The organism is Pseudomonas sp. BF-R-30 (genome assembly GCF_019956175.1).
GTDB classification, from domain to species: Bacteria; Pseudomonadota; Gammaproteobacteria; order Pseudomonadales; family Pseudomonadaceae; genus Aquipseudomonas; species Aquipseudomonas jessenii.
This window is the reverse complement of the sequence record NZ_JAHBDE010000074.1, coordinates 1-20748: the sequence shown is the minus strand read 5'-3', so window position 1 is coordinate 20748 and position 20748 is coordinate 1. Positions and strand designations below refer to the sequence as shown.

Sequence of the window (20748 nt, the reverse complement as noted above, 5' to 3'; positions counted from 1 at the left end):
GCTGCTTTTTCCTACCCGCAAACAATTGCGTCCTGGTTAGAGTTTCTGCGCCTCCACAGACTTGCATCAGTCCCACGTTGGGACTAGGATCATGCCATGAGAATCATCGCCATCAATCAGCTGAAGCAATTTTGGGAGAGATACCCGAGCGCAGAACAACCCTTGTTGGCCTGGATTGACGAGGTAAGAAATGCAGCCTGGAAAACGCCTGCCGACATAAAACTGCACTTCGCTACAGCCAGTATTCTCAAAAGCCGCAGAGTCGTGTTCAACATCAAGGGTAACGACTTCAGGCTGATAGTCGCCGTAGCTTATCGCTTTGGCGCCGTGTACATAAAATTTGTCGGCACTCACAAGCAGTACGACACGGTCGACGCTGATAACGTCGAAATGGAGTAACCCATGAACATTCGCCCGATTCACACAGAAGAGGATTACCGCGCCGCCCTCAAGAGCGTGTCGGCTCTGTTTGAGAATGAACCAGAGATTGGCACTCCCGAGGGAGATTACTTTGACATCATGATTACGCTGATCGAATCGTATGAGTCGAAGCACTTCCCGGTCGACTTACCCAATCCTATCGATGCGATCAAGTTCAGAATGGAGCAGTCCGGATTGTCCGCCGCCGATCTTGCACCCGCCATCGGCCGCACAAATCGTGTTTATGAAGTACTCAATGGCAAGCGAGCGTTGACGCTTCCAATGATCTGGAAACTGCACGAGCTGTTCGGGATACCCGCCCAGAGCCTGATCAAACCGGTCAAACACGCTTGATCAGGGTCGGCTCTTGCAAGCATACCTACCGATAATACGGACGATGCAGAACTCCGCTTATCGACTGATTTTCAACCCCTGCCGAACCTGGTGCCTTTCCAGCGCCAGCTCGATCAGTCGCGTCACCAGCTCGCTGTAGGTCATGCCGGTGGCCTGCCACAGTTTCGGGTACATGCTGATGCGGGTGAAGCCGGGCAGCGAGTTGATTTCGTTGATCAGCACTTCGCCGCTGTCAGTCAGGAACACGTCGACGCGGGCCAGGCCGGAGCAGCCCAGTATCTGGAACGCTTCGACGGCCAGGGCGCGAATGCGCTCGCTGGCCTCGACGCTGATATTGGCCGGCACCACCACTTCAGCAGCCGTGTCGTCGATGTACTTGCTGTCGTAGGAATAGAACCCGCTGCGCACCACGATCTCGCCGCAGCCACTGGCGATGGCGTCTTCATTGCCGAGCACCGCGCATTCAATCTCGCGGCCGTTTACGGCAGATTCGATCAACACCTTGGTATCGAAACTCAAGGCCAGCTCCACCGCTGCGCTGTACTCAGCCTCGTCGGTGACCTTGCTCACGCCCACGGAAGAGCCCTGATTCGCCGGTTTGACGAACAGCGGCAAACCCAACTTGCCCCGCACTTCGGCAAACCCGGTGCGGGCCGCCGTGGCGCGGGTCAATGTCACGAACGGTGTCACGGCCAGGCCGGCATCGCGCAGCAGGCGCTTGCTGATGTCCTTGTCCATGCACACGGCCGAGCCCAGCACATCGGAGCCGACAAACGGCAGATCGGCCATGCGCAGCAAGCCTTGCAGGCAACCATCCTCACCGAGGGTGCCGTGGACAATCGGGAAGATCACATCGACGTGGCCGAGCATTTCCTGGCTGGAAGTTTCCACCAGTTGCTGACTGGCCTTACCCGGCACCACGGCCAGTTCGCGGTTGGACTGGTTGAGGGCGATCAGCGCCGGATTTTCCTGATTCAGCAAAAAGTTGGAAGGGTCGTTGAGGTGCCAGTGACCTTGTTTGTCGATGCCGATCAGCACTGGTTCGAAGCGAGAGCGATCGAGGGCGTCGACAATATTCTTCGCCGACTGCAGCGACACTTCGTGCTCTGCCGAGCGCCCGCCAAAGACTATCCCTACACGCAGTTTTCTCATCGCCTGGCCTCTTGGTGAATGTGCTTACAACTTGAATAGTCGAAACCTTACGGCTGCAAGGTCTTGCCGTCCACCGGGTCACCAATGGTCAAGAAGTGCCCGCCCGCCACGTGGTGCAAGGTGCGCAAGGCGTCTTGCCCTTCGAAGTGCCAGCGGCCTTCGCTGAACACGCGCTCGTCAGCCTGGGCGGCAATCACTTCAGCCAGGAACAGATCGTACTGCTGATGGTTGTTCGGCTCCGGCAACAGGCGACATTCCAGCCAGGCCACGCAGCCTTCGAGCATCGGCGCATCAACCGACTGACCGGTGAACGTCTGTAAATCGTAGGTCTCAAACTTGTCGCGCCCCTGGCCCTGGGTCAACTCCAGGCCGGAGGTCGAACCGACGGTCTGCACAATGTCGGCCTGTGCAGCGCACGGAACGTTCAGCACAAACGTGCCCGAGGCTTCCAGCAACTGGCGAGTCCATGTGGACTTGTCCAGCACCACGGCAATTTTCGGTGGTTCGAAATCCAGCGGCATGGCCCAGGCTGCCGCCATGATATTGCGTTGGCCACCGTGGGCTGCGCTGACCAGCACGGTCGGGCCATGATTGAGCAGACGATAGGCCTTGGACAAGGGAACCGAACGGCGGTGGGGAACGCTCATGGAAGTCTGCTCCTGGATAAAGAGCCGATTGTAGCGCCCACGTAACCCTGTGGGAGCGGGCTTGCTCGCGAAGGCGTCAATTCAGCCACCGCTGGGTTGAATGACACACCGCTTTCGTCGGAACGCCGCCGGAGCAAGCCCGCTTCCACCAAGAGCTGATCGCAGGTCAGTTGGTGAGTTGATTGGCAAACTGCCCCACCGCGTTGACCACTTTCTGCGCGCCGTCCTGGATCTCGACAATCACCGTACCCGCTTCCGCCGCCAGTGCCAGGCCCTGCTCGGCCTGAAGCTTGCCGTCGGTCATCAGCGCTACGGCGTTGCGCGCCATGTCCTGGTTCTGCCGCACCACGAGGACGATTTCGTCGGTGGCCTGGCTGGTGCGCGAAGCCAGTTGCCGGACCTCATCAGCCACCACGGCGAACCCCCGCCCCTGCTCGCCCGCACGGGCCGCTTCGATGGCCGCGTTGAGCGCCAGCAGGTTGGTCTGCTCGGCAATGCCGCTGATGGTTTTGACAATGGTACCGATCACCAGCGACTGCTCGTTCAGCGCTTCGATGCCATCGCCGGCGGTTTGCATATGCCTGGCCAGGTCGCGCATCACGTCCACGGCCTGGGTCACCACGGCGTTGCCGCGCTGGGCGCTTTGGTCGGTTTGCTGCGAGGTGCTGTAGGCGATGTTGGCCGCCTCCGCGACGGCTTGCTCCTGATTGACCTGATCGGTAATCACCGTGGCGAACTTCACCACCTTGTAGAGATTATTGTTGGCATCGGCCACCGGGTTGTAGGACGCCTCAAGCCAGACCGTACGACCATGGCTGTCGACACGTTTGAAACGGTCGGCCACGTACTCGCCCGCGTTCAGGCGACGCCAAAAGTTATGGTATGCGTCACTGTTGTATTCTTCCGGCAGGCAGAAGGTGCGGTGATGCTTGCCCTTGATCTGCGCCAGGCTGTAACCCATACCGCTGAGGAAGCGGTCGTTGGCGGTCAGCACGTTGCCGTTGAGGTCGAATTCGATCACCGCCGTGGAGCGCACCAGCGCGCCGATCAGGTTCTCGTGTTCGCGGGAGGCCTCGATGGTGCGGGTCAGGTCGCTGGAGAAGATCGAAAAATACCTGATCCGACCGTCCGCCGAGCGCACCGGTTGCAGGATCGAACGCAACCACGCTTCCTGGCCGGTACCGCGCAACAGACGCACTGCGCCGGCGAAGTGCTCGCCACGGGTCAACGCGTTCTTGAAGCGCAGCTGGAATTCATCGGATTTCACGTGATCCGGGACCAGATCGTCGATGTGTCGGCCAATCAGGTCGCCGCTCTTGTAATGCATTTCGCCAAGGAAGTTCTGGTTGACCGACTGAACCCGCCCGTTGCTGTCGAGGGTCAGCACCAGCATTTCGCTTTCCAGACTTTCCTTCACTTGCTGGAGGCTGGAGAGTTCTTCACGAAGAGCCGACAGCTCCTGCTTCAAGCGTTTATTGAACATGGGAAAGCACCGATGGACAGGGGTAGAAAGCGATATGCAGCCTAACCATCGGCCTTGGAAACATTTTCTTAAGCGTGCTTCAGGCTTGTCCTACAAAAAATAGTTACGACATGCCCGATCAATGCGCACCAGCCGCAGGACAGCCTGCGATTCTCGGCATCCGCGCACCGAAGTACGCCGCACTGCCCATGCCCACCGCGCCCATTACCGCACTGAACATCACGCAGATCCATGGACTCCATGGCATCAGACCGATCAACAACAGCGGTGTGACACTCGCCCATGCGGCATAGGCAATGTTGTAGGTGAACGAGATCCCCGAAACGCGAATCCGCGCCGGGAACAGGCTAACCATCACCGATGGCACCGCGCCAACTACCCCGCAGGACAGCCCGGCCACCGCGTAGGCCAAGCCGATCCAGTCGCCGCCCATGATCAGGCAGGCATACAGCACGCCGATGCCCAGCGGCAGCAGCAGGCTATAGAGCATTACTGTGCGCCAGGCGCCTATGCGATCGACCAGCAGCCCGGCGAGCACGCAGCCGATGTTCAAGAACACGATGCCCAGTGCGCTCAAGGCAAAGGTATGGCTGGCGGTCATGCCAAAGGTTTTCTGCATCATGGTCGGGGTGATGACCACGAACACCACCACCGCCGAGGTCAGCACACAAGTGAGAATCATCGCCGGCAAAATGGCCAGGCGATGCTCGCGCAAGACCGTACGCAGCGGCAGTTCGCTGGCCGCCTCGCGCTGCGCCTGCATGGCCGTGAACACTGGGGTTTCGCTGAGCCAGCGACGCAGCCACACGCCAATCACCCCAAACACGCCGCCCAACAGGAAGGGATAACGCCAGGCGTAATCGAGGATTTCCGCCGCAGTGAACGCCTGCGCCAGGAAGGTCGCGGTCAAAGCACCGATCAGGTAACCGAAGGTCAGCCCCGCTTGCAGGAAACCCAGGGCATAGCCGCGATGGGCGATGGGCGCGTGCTCGGCGACGAATACCCAGGCACTGGGTACCTCACCGCCCACCGCCGCGCCTTGGAGGATGCGCAGGGCCAACAGCAGCAAGGGTGCGAAATAGCCGATTTGCGCGTAGGTCGGCATGATCCCGATCAGCAGACAGGGCAACGCCATCATCAGGATGCTCAGGCTGAAGACTTTCTTTCGCCCCAGACGGTCGGCGAAGTGCGCCATCAGGATGCCCCCCAGCGGTCGCGCCAGGTAACCGGTGACGAAGATCCCGAAGCTTTGCAGCAATCGAAGCCACTCGGGCATTTCCGGCGGGAAGAACAACTGGCTGAGGGTCAGGGCGAAAAACACGAAGATGATGAAGTCGTAGATTTCCAGCGCCCCGCCGAGAGCGGCGAGCCCCAGGGTCTTGTAGTCCGAGCGGCTGAACGGCGTCGGGCGCGAATCGGTGTTAGTCATGAAAAGAACTCTGGCACAGGCAAAAACCAAGGCGCCCATGGTCTACGCAAATGCACCGGCGGACAACCCGTTAGACCAAAGTCCCATAGCCACGAAACAGCCCCACAAAAGTCCTCGGCTTGAATTAATGTTGGCGCCTGTCCAGACGGGCGGTTACTGCCCCGAAGACCACTACAAACATAATAAATCCGAGGTACCCCCCGTGGCCGCTGATATCGAAGATAGCCGCTCCGCCCGCTTTGCCCTGCGCTGTTCAAGTTTTGCCGAACGCTGGTTTCCCGACTCCTGGGTGTTTGCTGCCCTGGCGGTGATTATCGTGGCCCTGGCCACCATGGCGATGGGTGCCAAGCCCACCGATGCCGCGGTGGCGTTCGGTGACGGCTTCTGGAGCCTGATCCCGTTCACCATGCAGATGGCGTTCGTGGTAATCGGTGGTTACGTGGTCGCCAGTTCGCCACCAGCGGTGAAGCTGATCGACCGCCTGGCGAAAATCCCGAAAAACGGCCGTTCCGCCGTGGCCTGGGTGGCGCTGATTTCCATGGTTGCGTCGCTGCTGAACTGGGGTCTGTCGCTGGTGTTCGGCGGTTTGCTGGTGCGCGCTCTGGCCCGCAGAACCGATCTGAAGATGGACTACCGCGCCGCTGGTGCCGCTGTCTACCTGGGCCTCGGCGCGGTTTGGGCCCTGGGCCTGTCATCGTCCGCTGCGCAATTGCAGGCCAACCCGGCCAGCCTGCCGCCGTCGATCCTGTCGATCACCGGGGTGATCCCTTTCACCCAGACGATCTTTCTTTGGCAGTCCGGTGTGATGTTGCTGGCTCTGATCATCGTTTCACTGATCGTTGCCTACGCCACCGCCCCCGGCCCGAACTCCGCGCGAGACGCCAACGCCTGCGGGATCGACCCAAGCTTCAACCTGCCACCGCTGCAACCACGCACCCGCCCCGGCGAATGGCTGGAACACAGCCCGCTGCTGACGATTCTGCTGGTGCTGCTGGCAGCCGGATGGCTGTTCCATGAGTTCTCGACCAAACCGGCCATCAGCGCGATTTCCGGGCTGAACACCTACAACTTCCTGTTCATCATGCTGGGTGCGCTGCTGCACTGGCGTCCGCGCAGCTTTCTGGATGCCGTGTCCCGTGCGGTACCGACCACCACCGGTGTGTTGATCCAGTTCCCGCTGTACGGCTCGATCGCCGCACTGATGACCACGGTCAAGGGTGCCGATGCGCAGACCCTGGCGCACCACATCTCGACCTTTTTCGTCAGTATTGCCTCCCACGACACCTATGCCCTGCTGATGGGTGTGTACTCGGCGATCCTCGGCTTCTTCATTCCGTCCGGCGGCGGCAAGTGGATCATCGAAGCGCCGTACGTGATGCAGGTGGCCAATGACCTGAACTATCACCTGGGCTGGGCCGTACAGATCTACAACGCTGCCGAAGCCTTGCCGAACCTGATCAATCCGTTCTACATGCTGCCGTTGCTGGGCGTACTGGGGTTGAAGGCGCGGGACCTGATCGGTTTCTCGTTCGTGCAGTTGCTGGTGCACACGCCACTGGTGCTGTTTTTGCTGTGGGCACTGGGCACGACGCTGACGTATACGCCGCCGGTGATGCCGTGACCCAAATGGTGGTGATGACATAGAACCCTGTGGGAGCGAGCTTGCTCGCGATGACAATGTCACTGACATATTGATACTGAATGTGCCGACGCCATCGCGAGCAAACCCGCTCCCACTGTGGTTTCTCCCACATTGAGAGTGCACGTTGCCTGACAGCTTTTTACCTCCCCCCTCTAGACCAACCGCCGCCTGCGGTTTCAGTATGTAGCACCCACGCCAACGGGAAACCACGCTGAAAAGGATCTGAGCATGCTAAAACTTGCAGGACTGACTCTCGCGGCCCTAACCCTGAGCGCCGCTGCCCACGCCGATGTCGCCCTGAAACTGGGCAGTACCGAACGCGTTACCCGTCTCTTCGCCTATCCCAACAACTGCAACGTGATCTGCTTTCGCAACTGGACACTTGAACAGACCGTCGAGCATTACCTGACCCAAAGCGTGCAGCGTGATGGCTACACCGGGGCGAAGGTTCTGATCAAGACCGATAACAATCAGCTTTATGCCGAAATCAGCGGCGTACCCAACGGCTATGAAAAGCCTCTGGCCGCGCTGCTCGACGCCGGTGACCTGGCCTACAACGGCGCCAGCAAACTGAATGCCGATGGCAAGTGGGCGTATAGCTGGTACCTGTTCCTGCCGTTGGGCATGGCCCTGGAAAACCGCAAAAGCGTCGAACTGCTGCACTTCCCGCCAGACTATTCGCTGACCCAGGCCCAGGATTACCTGAGGTCCGCCACTACGGATCGCTGGGCCACGCTGCTGACTGCCAACGGCATCCCGGCCGGGCAGACGCCGGGCTACCAGACAATCATCGACATCGCCCCGATTGCCGCGCCGTCCAACGCGGGCAAAGACCTCGAAGGCGTCTACGGCTACTTCAAGGATTACCAGACCACCATGGTCAAGGAAGTCAGCCTGAACGCCAGCGGTGCAGCCCTGCCGATGGTCGCCTTCGGCGCACCGGTGCGTAACTGGATCAAAGAGCAATACGGGCAGACGGTGAACGTGTTGGGCCTGGTCCAGATCACCCCGGACAACGGCGTGAAAGTCCCCGTGCTGGGCTCCAACCATCCGAGCTACATTTGGTATGCCGCCGATCCGGCAAGCTACACCGGCAGTGACGCCCAGGCCAAGGCCGATGCGGCAGGCCTGAAAGTCATGGGTCAGGATTTGAGTGCTGCGTGCTGGCAGGCCGCCATGGGACGCCAACCGGACAGCAATCCGGACGTTGAGCTCAATACCTGCAGGCAAACCTGGCAAGTGGCCCAGAAAGAAAAAACCTGCGAGCTGTTCTACACCTCGATCCGCAACCTGTCGCCCCAACAGGCTGTGGGCAAATGCGCGACAGCTTCGATCGTGTCCCAGCTCAAGCAGCTCAAGGCCCCGGCACCCGCCACGGCGAAACCTGCTCCGCCGCTGTAACCCGATGAACGGCGAAAAAATCTGTCACTTATGACAGTAGACCGCCCATGGTATCTGCGAGAGGCTTGGGCTGAACCCATGTGCTGCTGTGCTGACAGGACCGTCGGTACAAGGAAGTCGCAGCACCCAGCAGACAGGGATTGTTATGAAAGCTCACGCCCCTCAACGAAAAAGCCCACAACCGCCGCAAGGTGTTTACCCCTTTTCGGAGCTGCCCGTTCGCCTGGGATTTCCTTCCCTGGCCGACTTCGAAATCATTGAAAACGCCAAGGGCGAAGCCACGGGTATTGCCGCACGGCGCGAATTCCCGCGAATCACCCGTATCTGCCGGGCGTCGGGGCATTTGCTGCCCTACCGCTGCCGGCATACCCGCCAGCTCGCCCCGGGCATACACGTCTACGACCCGCGCTTCTGCGGACTGTTGCGACACTCCTGCGACCCCAATGTCTTTCTGGACTTGAGCGAGTTGTGGTTATGGGCGCTAAAGGACATCAGCAAGGGGGACTGGCTGACCATGGACTTCGCCGCCACCGAAGACAAACTGCAACGCCAATTTGCCTGCCAGTGCGGCTCATACGAGTGCCGTGGCTGGATTACCGGCTACGACGAGTCGCCAAACGCCGACGGCCAGGCGTTTCTGCAACGCTGGCGTCGGCAACGTCATTATTGACGGGTATTACTGAGGGTCGACCGGACGCAGGCGGTACTGCGGCGGCAGTTGCTCGAAGCCGCTGATGGTGGTGTTCAGGCTTTTCCAGCGACCGTCCTTGATGCCGTAGATGCAACCGTGGACCGACAGGCTCTGCCCGCGATGCCAGGCATTTTGCACAATGCTGGTATGGGCGACGTTGGCCACTTGCTGAATCACGTTGAGTTCGCAGAGGCGGTCGACCTGTTCCTCTTCGGTGGCCAGTTTGGCCAGCTCTTCGCGCTTCTCGTAGTAGAGATCGCGAATCGAACGCAGCCAGCCGTCGATCAGGCCGAACTGGCGATCCTGCATCGAAGCGCGCACACCGCCGCAGCCATAATGGCCGGTGACAAGGATGTGTTTGACCTTGAGCACATCGACCGCGTACTGAATCACCGACAGGCAGTTGAGGTCGGTGTGCAGCACAACGTTGGCCACATTACGGTGTACGAACAGATCGCCCGGCAGCATGCCGACGATCTCGTTGGCCGGCACCCGGGCGTCGGAACAACCGATCCACAGGAACTCTGGGGTCTGTTGGCGAGCCAGCTTGGCGAAGAAGTCAGGATCTTCCTCCTTGATCGCAGCGGCCCAACGCTCGTTGTTATCAATCAGATCTTGTAATTCGTTCATGCTTTGAAGCCTCAAGAATGATGCGCAGCTTTGACTGACAACCGTCCGTCGGGGTCACGCGCGAAAATGCAGATGCTCTCCTGATCCGGAACACGGGGCTCCATGCCGGTGGAATTCTCGGTAGCCACGGGGGTCAACCGTAGTAGGGACTACAGTATGAGGAATTGCCATGAATGATTCACGACGTCCGTACGATGCGGTGCAACCGGAACCCGTCGATGACAACGAAGACCGCATGGGCTCGGTGCGTGAGCTGGATTTCGACGCTGAAGAACCCAGCACCAGAATCGGTGACGAACTGCCGGAAAAGGAGCGCGAGCGACTGCTGTCGCGCCAGCGCGGACGTGAAGCGGGCCTGACCGCTGCTGCCTCGACCGGTGACCATCAACCTACCGAGGACGACCTGAGCCCGGAAACCCTGATCCGTGAGGACGGCGCCCGGGATGCCCATGAGGCGGGCAATGATAGCCGTGCGGATTGGGACCTGAGCATCGTCGATGAGGACGATATCGGCGGTGGCAATGGCCTGGATGAGGCTGAACTGGCTCAGCGCGATCCGATGGACGGCAAGCGATAATTTTTTAGTGCCTGTTCAGCCGCCTTCGCGAGCAAGTCCGCTCCCACAGGGGGAATGCATTCCAAATGTGGGAGCGGGCTTGCTCGCGAAGCTTTTGAGGCTCAATCCACCAAAGTGCAGGCCATGACCACCGCATCTTCGCGCCCGCCCACCGCCGGGTAGTAATCCCGACGCCGGCCGATTTCGTTGAAGCCATAGCGTTCATACAGCTTGAACGCCGCGGTATTGCTGTCGCGCACTTCCAGGAAACACTCCCGGGCGTCTGCCTTGTAGGCGATCGACATCAAATGCTCAAGCAAGGTCAGCCCCAGGCCCCGGCCCTGGTTTTCCGGCTTGACCGTAATGTTGAGCAGGTGCGCCTCGTCGAGGATGATCTGCACCACACCGTGGCCGACCTGTTGCTGACCTTCGAACATCAGCCAGATCTGATACTTGCCCAGGCCATCGAGGAAAATCCCGCGGGTCCAGGGATGGCTATAGGCCGCATATTCGATTTTCAGTACAGCTTCCAGGTCCGCCTCGGTCATCGGGCGAAACGATACAGCGTCACTCATTCGATTCTTTCCAGCGCGCCATCAGCCGACGCATGGCTTGCCAGACATCAGCCTTACGCTGTGGCTCTTCCATTAATAATTCCAGGCCCGGCAACGCCCAGGCCGAGCCCAGGCCTTCGATCTGCAATTCGCGATTGAACGCCTCGGCATCCGCTTCGCCGGCAAATCGCACCGCAGGCAAGCCGATCAGCCACAAGCAGGCGCAGGGCGTTTCTTCCATGCGCACCGAGAGAAAACCTTGCACGAAGTCGCGGGCCGCTTCCGGGCCCTGATCCATCGTGCCACGCACCAACAACGGCCAACGCACCGGCTCACCGACGATCTGCGGGCTGTCCGGCAGACCGGCGGCGCGCAGCATGTCCTTGAGCAGCAGGTAGGCAGGATCGCGAGTCTGGAAGGATTCACCTGTGGGTAACTCCACCAGCAGCAGGCAACGCCCGGCCCGCAATAATTGCAGGGCAAAACGCGGGGGCGGCACGATGGGTGCCTTGACCACGGCTGGCGTCTCTTCGGCCTCTTCCGCCGGTTTGGCGCCGGTGCGGGTGCTGGCCAGCGATGGCCGTGGCACCTCGATCTTCACCCGCTCGGCCGGCTTGGCCACAGGCGCCACGGGCGTATCGGCCACAACAGCGGGCACGACAGGCGCGACCACAACCGGCTCGGGAATCTCCAGCAGCTCGGGCCGCGACGGCGCGGCAAAGGGCAATTCGGTGCGCGGCAGCCAGTTGACCACCTGCATGGCGGCCAGATAAGCGCGACGACGGGACTCGATAAGCAAAGGTCGGCCACTTGTGGATAACTAAAGTGCGCTGATTCTACCGCCGTTCGCTGAAGATCGCCCGCAGTTGATCGATGCACCTTACCGAAAAGAAGGCGACAGTCCGTCCCGAGAGTGAATCGCATTGCCCCCGATGCAGTACAATCGCGGCTTTTAATCGCCAACCAGCCGGCCATTCCGATGATCGAACCCAAGCGCGTCTTGCGCGCCCTCGCTGAACACTGGGCACTTCTGGAGCCACTGTGCGAGCACTTCGACCAAGGCACACTGAGCCTGAACGAACTGCGCACGCAACTGGCCGCCCAGCAACTCGACAGTACGCCGCAGGACATCACCAGCCTGCTGGATGTGTGGATTCGCCTCGACATCCTGGTTCCCGTGGCCAAAAGCCCGAACCGTTTCGAGCTCAATGCGCAGATTCACGACTTCCTCGCCTATCTGCGCCGTGAACACCGTCTGGGCCTGTGCCTGGAGATCGAAGCCTACCTGCGCCACCTCGAGCGTCTGGCCGGTTATATCCAGGACGCATTCGATATCCGCGACGGCAACGACCTCGCCCGCCAATTGCGCCTGCTCGACATGCGCGTGCGTGACGTGCTGAAAAAACTCGATAACGACGAACAGGCACTGGTGGCCGTCGCCGAACGGGCGAAAACCAGCGACCGGCAGATTCCGTTGCGCCAGCGTTATGCTGAAGTGCTGGCGACCTGGGACGAATACGTCGAGCCAATGATTGATCTGGTGAACGCCGACGGCGCCTTCGAACAAGGCGTGCGCAAGGTCGAAACCGTCCTGCTGAAGATGCTCAGCGAACAGCAGCGCCTCGGCCATCTGGTCGACGACGACATGTTGCTGCGCACCCACGCGCGCATCCTCGAAATGCAGACCAGCGCCCAGCTGACCCTGCGTCACGCCCGCGAGCTGCTGCTGCCGCTGCGCGAAGAAGCGCGCCGGCACAACGCCGTGACCCGTGGCGCCGCATTGGCCCTGTCGATGATCCGCCGCAAAGGCATCGACGCCGTGCCACAAGCGGCGATGCCGATGTTCACTCGCCCACAGAGCACCTTCCTCGGCAGTGCCAGCCAGGTCGAAGCCTACGTTTATGCCCTGGCCCGCTTCGAACCGAAACCGGCGCGCTTCCCCAAGGCTCACAAGACCCAGAAAGGCGAAGCGCCACGGGCGCCACGCACCGTTCGGGAAATGCTCGAGCGCTGCGAAGACGCCCTGCCGATGCCGGACCTGATGACCTGGCTGCTGGAGCAGGAACCGGACGGCGCCACCGACGAATTGCTGTACTGGTTCTCGCGCCTGTCGCGGGAAAAACGCTTCAAGCGCGAGCGCCTGGAACGTCGCGAATACCATACTCACGAGCACCAGGTCAGCCTGCGCTCCTTCGCCCTGCTCTCGGTCAGCGACACCGCCGCCGAGGATTCTGCGAGCACTCCCTATGCATCTTGATCTATCCGAACTGCCCCAGCTGGCGCCGATCTTTCGCGAGCTGTTCAAGGGTTATCACGTCAGCCGCCGCGATCCGGAGCTGTACGCGCAGTTGTCGAACTTCCAGGACCAGTACCGCACGCTGTTCAAGGCCCTGGGCTTTGAACTGGTCTGCGACACCCGTGGCTTCTACTACTTCGTGCCGGACCTCGCGGCGGCGGCGGTGAACAAGACCGCCCAGCGTCTGGCGCTGTTCACCTTTATCCTCGTCGAGCACCTGGCCGATCAGGGCCGCGACCCGATCGCCGTGCTCGACGGCGGCAGCCTCGGTCGCGATGAATTGCCGTCGCTGCTGGAAAAGTACCGCGACCTGTTCATCCAGGCCGAAGTGCAGACCCAGGACGAGCTCGAAGAAAAGATCATGCGCCGCATGACTCAGCTCGGTTTCGCCAGCGAAGAGAACGGCGTCTACCGTTTCCTGCCGCCGATGCACCGCTTCCTCGATGTGTGCCTGTCGGTGCAACAGGACCGCGATCTGGCCGCCAGCCTGCACAGTGTCCTGCCGTTGCCGGTGCCGGTGCTGATCGACGAAGACAGCGACGAAAAGCTGTTGCAGACCGATGACCCGCTCGACCTCGCGGGTTTTGAAGACGAAAGCGAAGAAGACGCACTGGCCCGCGCCATCGCCGAAGAACAGGAGCTCGACGCATGAGCAAGGAACGTTACGGCATCCGCCGCTTTGCCCTTTTGAACACCGCCGGCTACAGCCTCGGCCTGTTCCCGCTGGAAGAGCCGCTATCGGTATACGGCGCCAACAACCTGGGTAAATCCGCCTCGATCAACGCCCTGCAGTTCCCAATCCTGGCGCGCATGTCGGACATGAGCTTCGGCAAGTACAGCCTGGAGCAGTCCCGGCGCTTCTACTTCGCCTCGGACACCAGCTACATCCTGGTGGAGGTGAACCTGCCCCACGGCCCCCACGTGATCGGTGTGGTCGGCCGCGGCCCGGGCGGCGGCTTCGGTCACCAGTTCTTTGCCTATGCCGGCAAACTGGACCTGGCCCACTACCAGAAAAACGACACCTGCCTGCGCCAGAAAGAACTGTTCACCAACCTTGAGCGTGAAGGCCTGAAAGCCTACGAACTCAAGCCGGACGAACTGCGCCGCCTGTTGGTTGGCGGTCACACTTCGATCCCGCTGGACCTGACGCTGATCCCGCTACGCTCCACCAGCGAACAGAGCCTGAAGACCTTCCGCGCCCTGTTCATCAACCTGCTGCACATGCGCGAAATCACCGCGGCCAAGCTCAAGCAGCTGTTCCTCGATGCCTTCGAGCACAGCCTGCGCTCCGGCAGCGTCGACTACATCGCCGCGTGCGAAGAAGCGTTCCGCGATGTACGACGCATGGAGCAGGACTACAACTCGCTGGTCGCCGCCGGCCCGCTGGTCGAAGCCCTGGCCAACGGCGTGAAGCAACGCGACATTCTGCGCGGCAAACTGCACCGGATCTCACCGCTGCTCGACTCCTTGCTCGGCACCTGGTCGGACTACGCCAGTGCGCGCAAGGAAGAGCTGACCATTCAGGCCGAGCACTACCGCAACGAGCAGGATGCCCTGCAAAACGACCAGCGCGGTGGCACCCAGGAACTGATGCGTCTGGAACGGGAAATCACCGGCATCCAGCGCTGGCTCGGCGAATTGTCGGTGCTCAAGCATCGCTTTGCCCTGGTCGATGACGTCAAGGTGCTGGAGCAGCAGCTGCTGGCCGCCAAGGACGCTCACGATGAACTGGCCGGTGCGCTGGCACAGTCCCGCCAGTTCAGCGCCGAAGACCTGGACGAGCGCCTGCGCGACCTGGAAAAACGCCTGAAGTCGGTCAAGCAGCAGCTCGATCACGCCGACAACAACAGTTATGCCCGCCTGCGCGAAGAATTCTCGCAGCAAGACGTCGAACGCCTGATGCGCCTGTTCAACAGCGCACTGTTCAGCCTGCCGCTGGGTGAACACGGCATCACCCTCGACGACGACGGCGAGTGGGTCAAATCCGTGGAGCTGATCCTCGACGGTTTCAAAGGCGAACGCTTCGAAGTGCCGGGCCTGTCCATCGACATCTCGCACATCGAACCACCGGCGCTGCAGGCCTTGGCTGACCGCGCAGCCCTGCGCGACCAGAAGGAGCGCCTGGACAAAGAACTCAAGCAACTGAAGACCCAGCAGGCCGTGGCGGCCGACCGCGCCGCGAGCAAGACCCAGACCGAAGTGCTGTACCAGCAAGTGCTGGATGCGCAGAAAGCCCTGGAAGATTTCCGTCGCGCGCAAACCCTGAGCGCCGAGGAAGGCGACAAGCTGGAACAGATGGCACAGATGGAAGCCGCACAGGACGAATTGAAGCGTTCCAGCGATGCCTTTACCGAGCGCGTCCAGCAACTGTCGGCCAAGCTGCAACTGGTCGGCCGCCAGATCGGCGACATGGAAGCCAAGCAACGCACCCTCGACGACGCCCTGCGCCGCCGTCAGTTGCTGCCCGCGGACCTGCCGTTCGGCACACCGTTCATGGACCCGATCGACGATTCCATGGACAACCTGCTGCCACTGCTCAACGACTATCAGGACAGCTGGCAAGGCCTGCTGCGGGCCGACGGCCAGATCGAAGCGCTGTACGCCCAGGTACGCCTCAAGGGCGTGGCCAAGTTCGACAGCGAAGACGATATGGAGCGGCGCCTGCAACTGCTGATCAACGCCTATGCGCACCGTACCGACGAAGCCCTGACCCTGGGCAAGGCTCGCCGTGCCGCCGTGACGGACATTGCCCGGACCCTGCGCAACATCCGCAGCGACTATGACAGCCTCGAACACCAACTGGCACTGTTCAACCGCGAGATCAACAAACGCCAGGTCTCCAACCTGCAAAGCTTCCGCATCGTGCTCGCACCGAACAAGGAAGCGCTCAAGCACATCGACCAGATCATTCACAGCGCAGGTCAGTACGAAGAAGGCGAAACCCTGTCGGTCTTCGATCTGAGCCAAAGTGCCGAGCAGGACAACAAGAACGAAGAGGCCAAGGAATACCTGGCGCGGCTGGTGGCGGCCAACCACAACCAGCTCGGCCTCAAGGACTTGTTCGAACTGGCGTTCGAGATCACCAAGGTCAACGGCCAACCGGTGATCCACACCGACATCGACGGCGCGGCGTCCAACGGCACCACCATGACCATCAAGGCACTGACCAACATGTACTTGTTGCTGCACTTGATGGACCGTGACCAGGCCGGTCGCGTACGCCTGCCGTACTACCTCGACGAGGCGGCGGACATCGATGAGAAGAACCAGGCCGCATTGCTGGAAACCAGCCTGCAACTGGGCTTCGTGCCGATCCTGGCGAGCGTGAAGCCGCAGGTCTGCGCCAGTGTCGCCATCGACCTGGAAGGTGGCAGCGGTCCGGCTGGCATCTACATCGATGAGGCGGACTGGAAGTACATCCGTCGTCACGATCAGGTAAGGGCGACGATCAACGAACAAGCGGATGAACCGGAGCTGGATGCGGTCTGAGGCTTGAATCGAAGGCAATAAAAAGGCCGCGGTCCAATGGATCGCGGCCTTTTTTCATAGGTGTGTGATTTAGCTTTGCAGTGAACTTCAGGGCCTCTTCACGGGCAAGCCCGCTCCTACATTTGATCGCATATCTTCAGGAACAACCCAGTCCCCTGTGGGAGCGGGCTTGCCCGCGAAGGCGTCATCACTGACGCCACATAACCCTCCGACTATTTACCGAGGGAGATCTTCGGCGCCCAGCCCAGCCACTCCTCTTCGAACTTGTCGAACAGCGCGAACGTCTGCTCCGGTCGCGCCGGGCTACCCATGCGCTCGCCATCCGGCGTGGCAAAGGCGACACCGCCCTGAATCATCGTCTCCAGTGATTCAGTACGCACCGTTGCACCTTTGAACAGGCCGACATCGAAGTCGAAACCGCTGGTGTTCCAGAATCGTGTACCGCTGCGTACCAATGGCGCGTACTTCGGCTCGATCAGGATATGGATCAGCACGCGATCAGCGGTCTGGCCCAGTTCATAACTGGTCACCTTGCCCACGGTGATTTCGCGATACGTCACCGGCACACCGGCCTTGAGCGAACCGCGACGTGCCGCGCTCAGCACCAGACTCAATCCCGCTTCCTGCTTGGCAGTTTCGGGCGCGGCGGCCAAAACGACAAAGTTCTTCTGCGGACCCAGGCTCTTCGGCGCCGGTTGTACCTCGATGTATTGCCCGGTCACCAGGGTTTCGAGGTTGGACGTCTTGATCAGGCCCAGTTCAGGCTTGACCACCCAGAACTGACTGCCGACCCGGGCAATGCGCTCTGGCACTTCGGTAATCCGCGCGGTCAACAGCACCGATTGCAGGTCCTCGCTGAGATCAACATCCTCCACCTTGCCGACATCCAGCCCCTTGAAACGAATCGGAGTGCCGGTACGCAGGCCATCAGCGCGATCGAGCTTGAGCGTGATGACTTCGCCCTTCTGCGTAGCGTCTTCATGGTTCGCGAACAGACGGAAACGTGGAATACGCTTCTGCAACGGGGCGTTGTCCTGCGGGGTCTCGAAGGCAATGCCGCCGGCCATCAAGCTCTGCAATGACTCGCTTTTAACCTGGACCCCGCCGGTCAGTCCGCCCGTGAGGGTGATGCCACTGGCGTTCCAGAAGCGCGTCGAGGCGTTGACCAGGCCTTCATATTCCTTCTCGATGTGCACGCCAATGATCAGTTGTTTCTTTTTGCGGGAGAACTGATAGCTCTGTACGGAGCCGACTTTGACCTGCTTGTAGAGAACCGGGCTGCCGACTTCCAGCGAACCGAGGCTTTCCGTGAACAAAACAAGGTGCAGGCCTGGCGCACGCAGATCCAGCGGCGGTGCCTTGGCCCGGGCTACAAACTCCCGCTGTGGCGCCGAACCCTTGTCGCCAGGCCGCACAGCGATGTAGTTACCTTTGACCAACGCCTCGAGGCCGGTAATCCCCGCCAGGGAAATCGACGGCTTCACCACCCAGAACTGAGTGCCTTCGACCAGGTAATCCTCGGCCAATGGGTCCATCGTCAACTCGGCGGTTGCGCCAGACAGATCCGCATCGACCTTCAGCGTTTTCAGGCTGCCCACCTGAATACCCTTGTACATCACCGGTGTGCGACCGGCCTGCAAGCCGTCGAAATCACTGAGCTTGACCTTCACCCGGATACCGGCGGCGGCGGCGTCAAAGTCTTCATAGAGTCTGAACGGCAGGCTCGGATCGGTAGGCGGACTGTCCTTGCGGTTTTCGGGTGTGGCGAACGCAATACCACCGGCGACGATGCTGGCCAGGGACTCACTGCGGACCTTCACACCCGACAGATTGGCGTCGATGCTGATGCCGCTGGCATTCCAGAAACGTGTGTGTTTGCGCACCAGTTTGGCGTAAGTCGGCTCAATGAAGACCTTGAGCTCGACAGTGTTCTGGTCCTCGGACAATACATAGCTTTTGATCTGGCCCACTTTGATCTGTTTGTAAAACACCGGACTGCCACGGTTCAGCGAGCCCAGGCGGTCGGCCTTGATAGTCAAGTGCAGACCGGGCTGGGCATCGGAGAGCGGCGGTTCCTGGGCCAGGGCCTTGAACTTGCGGACCGGCTCGCCTTCCCCCGGGCTGATGGCGACATAGTTACCTGAAACCAGCGTCTCGAGACCGGTAATCCCTGCCAGCGTCACGCTCGGCTTGACCAGCCAGAAACGCGTGCTGGTTCGCAGGTATGGCTCTACGTCCTTGTTCATTTCGATGCTGGCGATCACGCCTTTGGAACTGCCTTCGTCATCGAGCTTGAGACTTTTGACCTTACCGACCGACATGCCTTTATAGACAACTTCGGTCTTGTTGGCCTGAATGCCCTCGCCGCTCTCAAAACGCACCTGAATCTCGATACCGGTCTCGTTATAGGCACGCCAGCCGAGCCAGCCGCCGATGATCAAGGCGATCAGGGGCAACACCCAAATGGCAGACCAGTTCGAAGCCGGTCGGGTTTTCGCTACAGGCAAATCAGTCATGGTCGTCGTCCGACTCCGTGTTATCCCAAATCAGTCGGGGATCAAAAGTTACCGCGGCAAGCATCGTCAGAATCACCACCGTGGCGAAAGCGATGGCGCCAAGATTGGCTTCGATGCTGGCAAGCCGCCCAAAATTCACGACCGCCACGAGGATGGCAATCACAAAGATATCGAGCATCGACCAGCGGCCGATGAATTCAATGAAACGGTACATCCAGATACGCTGGCGAGCCGAAAGGGGCTGACGGCGCTGCACGGAAAACAGCAGCAGAGCGATACCCACCAGTTTGAACGTGGGCACCACGATACTGGCGATAAACACCACGGCCGCAATGGGGAACATTCCGTAGTGCATCAGTTCGATCACACCTGCCATGATCGTGCTCGGCGCACCTTTGCCCAAGGAGTTCACGGTCATGATCGGCAGCAAATTGGCCGGTATGTAAAGAATGGCGGCGGTAATCAGCAATGCCCAGGTGCGCACCAGGCTATTCGGGCTGCGGGCGTGTACCAGCGCCCCGCAGCGCGTACAGACTTGCTCATCGGTATCAGCTTCCTGCCTGTTCAATTCATGACATTCCTTGCAAATCAGAATGCCCGCATCAATCGCCCGCATGGGCATCCTCTCCTGATAACGCCTGCCAGATCTGGTGTGGAGACATTACGACCTCCAGCCAGACTTGAATCAGCAACAAACCAATGAAGCACACCAGGCCGAGGCCTACGGTGATGGCTGCCATATCTGCCAGTTTTACGATCGCCACCAGTACGCCCATGAAGTAAACCTCGAGCATCCCCCATTCGCGTATATGGTGATAAATGCGATAGAGCAGCAAGCCGTAGCTGCGTCCGACATCAAAACGGATACTCAACAATACGGCCAGTTGGCACAGCAGCTTGAGCAGCGGGATCCCCATGCTGCACAGGAATACAATCACTGAAACGCTTTGCATACCCGTGTCAAAAAGGGCGACAACGCCGCTCCAGACAGTGTCTTGCGAAGACTGCCCGAGTAGATTGAGCTGCATGATGGGTAAAAAGTTCGCCGGAATAAACAACAACAAGGCGGCTATGACAAGGGCGAGACTGCGCTGTACGACGTTGTACCGATTGGCATAAAGCTCGTAGCCACAGCGCGGGCACATGGCTTTTTCGCCATGGGCGAGTTCGGGTTTACGCATGAGCAAGTCGCACTCATGGCAGGCAACCAGATTTTCCAGTGGTATTTCTGACAGCTCTTTGGCGTCAACCGAATCCGGCATAAGCGCTCTGACTCTGAAAAAGTTGGACCTATTCTAGTGTCCCGTGACAAAAATAACTGCGCCAATTTGTGCTTGATTGATCGTGCTTTTTCTACGACAAAAACAAAACCCCTACCTGCATACGCAGATAGGGGTTTCGGAATTTAATCTTGACGATGACCTACTCTCACATGGGGAAACCCCACACTACCATCGGCGATGCATCGTTTCACTGCTGAGTTCGGGA

The 20748-nt window shown here is 60.1% G+C and carries 18 protein-coding genes and 2 pseudogenes; 9 read left to right on the top strand and 11 right to left on the bottom strand.

Features of this window, described 5'->3' with window-relative positions; all coding sequences use genetic code 11:
- Positions 1-96 precede the first annotated feature (96 nt).
- Complete coding sequence (locus KGB20_RS25820) at positions 97-399, top strand: type II toxin-antitoxin system HigB family toxin (RefSeq protein WP_090457679.1); 303 nt, start codon at positions 97-99, stop codon at positions 397-399.
- 3 nt (positions 400-402) lie between these two features.
- Positions 403-774, top strand: coding sequence for a type II toxin-antitoxin system HigA family antitoxin (locus tag KGB20_RS25815; protein ID WP_057398063.1), 372 nt, complete (start codon positions 403-405; stop codon positions 772-774).
- A gap of 57 nt (positions 775-831) precedes the next feature.
- On the opposite strand, the gene ddlA is transcribed toward KGB20_RS25815, so the two are convergent.
- The 5 genes and pseudogenes from ddlA to KGB20_RS25790 form a co-directional block, all read right to left on the bottom strand.
- Complete coding sequence (gene ddlA, locus KGB20_RS25810; protein WP_154860527.1) at positions 832-1926, bottom strand: D-alanine--D-alanine ligase; 1095 nt, start codon at positions 1924-1926, stop codon at positions 832-834.
- Positions 1927-1973: 47 nt separating this feature from the next.
- Positions 1974-2573, bottom strand: a complete 600-nt coding sequence (locus KGB20_RS25805) for a flavin reductase family protein (RefSeq protein ID WP_154860528.1) — start codon at positions 2571-2573, stop codon at positions 1974-1976.
- Between the two features lie 166 nt (positions 2574-2739).
- Positions 2740-3177, bottom strand: a pseudogene (locus tag KGB20_RS29390) (methyl-accepting chemotaxis protein); the annotation flags it as partial.
- Positions 3178-3327: 150 nt separating this feature from the next.
- Positions 3328-3966, bottom strand: a pseudogene (locus KGB20_RS29385) (PAS domain-containing protein); the annotation flags it as partial.
- A 208-nt stretch (positions 3967-4174) separates the two neighbouring features.
- The gene (locus KGB20_RS25790; RefSeq protein ID WP_411566946.1) at positions 4175-5485 is read right to left on the bottom strand and encodes an MFS transporter; all 1311 of its coding nucleotides are present in this window, start codon (positions 5483-5485) and stop codon (positions 4175-4177) included.
- Positions 5486-5687: 202 nt separating this feature from the next.
- Here KGB20_RS25790 and KGB20_RS25785 point away from each other — a divergent pair, with 202 nt between their 5' ends.
- From KGB20_RS25785 to KGB20_RS25775, 3 genes are all read left to right on the top strand, one after another.
- Complete coding sequence (locus tag KGB20_RS25785; protein ID WP_057713298.1) at positions 5688-7106, top strand: short-chain fatty acid transporter; 1419 nt, start codon at positions 5688-5690, stop codon at positions 7104-7106.
- Positions 7107-7355: 249 nt separating this feature from the next.
- Positions 7356-8528 (top strand): hypothetical protein, encoded by a 1173-nt coding sequence (locus KGB20_RS25780; protein WP_057713297.1) that lies wholly within the window; start codon positions 7356-7358, stop codon positions 8526-8528.
- A gap of 145 nt (positions 8529-8673) precedes the next feature.
- Positions 8674-9198 (top strand): lysine methyltransferase, encoded by a 525-nt coding sequence (locus KGB20_RS25775; RefSeq protein WP_154860530.1) that lies wholly within the window; start codon positions 8674-8676, stop codon positions 9196-9198.
- A 6-nt stretch (positions 9199-9204) separates the two neighbouring features.
- Here KGB20_RS25775 and can read toward each other — a convergent pair whose 3' ends face one another.
- Complete coding sequence (gene can / locus KGB20_RS25770; RefSeq protein WP_057713295.1) at positions 9205-9849, bottom strand: carbonate dehydratase; 645 nt, start codon at positions 9847-9849, stop codon at positions 9205-9207.
- Between the two features lie 169 nt (positions 9850-10018).
- Between can and KGB20_RS25765 the strand changes: the two genes are divergently transcribed.
- On the top strand, positions 10019-10426 hold the full coding sequence (locus KGB20_RS25765) for a serine kinase/phosphatase (protein ID WP_154860531.1): 408 nt from the start codon (positions 10019-10021) through the stop codon (positions 10424-10426).
- A 101-nt stretch (positions 10427-10527) separates the two neighbouring features.
- On the opposite strand, the gene rimI is transcribed toward KGB20_RS25765, so the two are convergent.
- Together rimI and KGB20_RS25755 are read right to left on the bottom strand one after the other, a co-directional pair.
- The gene (rimI, locus tag KGB20_RS25760) at positions 10528-10980 is read right to left on the bottom strand and encodes a ribosomal protein S18-alanine N-acetyltransferase (protein ID WP_007981794.1); all 453 of its coding nucleotides are present in this window, start codon (positions 10978-10980) and stop codon (positions 10528-10530) included.
- The gene (locus KGB20_RS25755; RefSeq protein ID WP_154860544.1) at positions 10973-11719 is read right to left on the bottom strand and encodes an energy transducer TonB; all 747 of its coding nucleotides are present in this window, start codon (positions 11717-11719) and stop codon (positions 10973-10975) included. Before KGB20_RS25755 ends, rimI begins: the two co-directional genes overlap by 8 nt.
- Positions 11720-11938: 219 nt before the next feature.
- Between KGB20_RS25755 and mksB the strand changes: the two genes are divergently transcribed.
- Genes mksB through mksF form a run of 3 tightly spaced genes read left to right on the top strand, consistent with a single transcriptional unit; the run spans position 11939 to position 16744 of the window.
- The gene (gene mksB / locus KGB20_RS25750; protein WP_174245530.1) at positions 11939-13216 is read left to right on the top strand and encodes an Mks condensin complex protein MksB; all 1278 of its coding nucleotides are present in this window, start codon (positions 11939-11941) and stop codon (positions 13214-13216) included.
- Positions 13206-13907: an Mks condensin complex protein MksE gene (gene mksE / locus KGB20_RS25745; RefSeq protein ID WP_154860532.1), complete on the top strand. Its 702-nt coding sequence runs from the start codon at positions 13206-13208 to the stop codon at positions 13905-13907. The genes mksB and mksE overlap by 11 nt, the downstream gene beginning before the upstream one ends.
- Positions 13904-16744: an Mks condensin complex protein MksF gene (gene mksF, locus KGB20_RS25740; protein ID WP_057713290.1), complete on the top strand. Its 2841-nt coding sequence runs from the start codon at positions 13904-13906 to the stop codon at positions 16742-16744. Before mksE ends, mksF begins: the two co-directional genes overlap by 4 nt.
- 212 nt (positions 16745-16956) lie before the next feature.
- On the opposite strand, the gene KGB20_RS25735 is transcribed toward mksF, so the two are convergent.
- The 3 genes from KGB20_RS25735 to KGB20_RS25725 are packed head-to-tail and all read right to left on the bottom strand — an operon-like array spanning position 16957 to position 20522.
- A complete protein-coding gene (locus KGB20_RS25735; RefSeq protein ID WP_154860533.1) occupies positions 16957-19260 on the bottom strand; it encodes an intermembrane transport protein PqiB in 2304 nt (767 codons plus the stop codon).
- On the bottom strand, positions 19253-19876 hold the full coding sequence (locus KGB20_RS25730) for a paraquat-inducible protein A (protein WP_007997011.1): 624 nt from the start codon (positions 19874-19876) through the stop codon (positions 19253-19255). The genes KGB20_RS25735 and KGB20_RS25730 overlap by 8 nt, the downstream gene beginning before the upstream one ends.
- Positions 19863-20522 (bottom strand): paraquat-inducible protein A, encoded by a 660-nt coding sequence (locus KGB20_RS25725; RefSeq protein ID WP_154860534.1) that lies wholly within the window; start codon positions 20520-20522, stop codon positions 19863-19865. Before KGB20_RS25725 ends, KGB20_RS25730 begins: the two co-directional genes overlap by 14 nt.
- Positions 20523-20748: the final 226 nt, after the last annotated feature.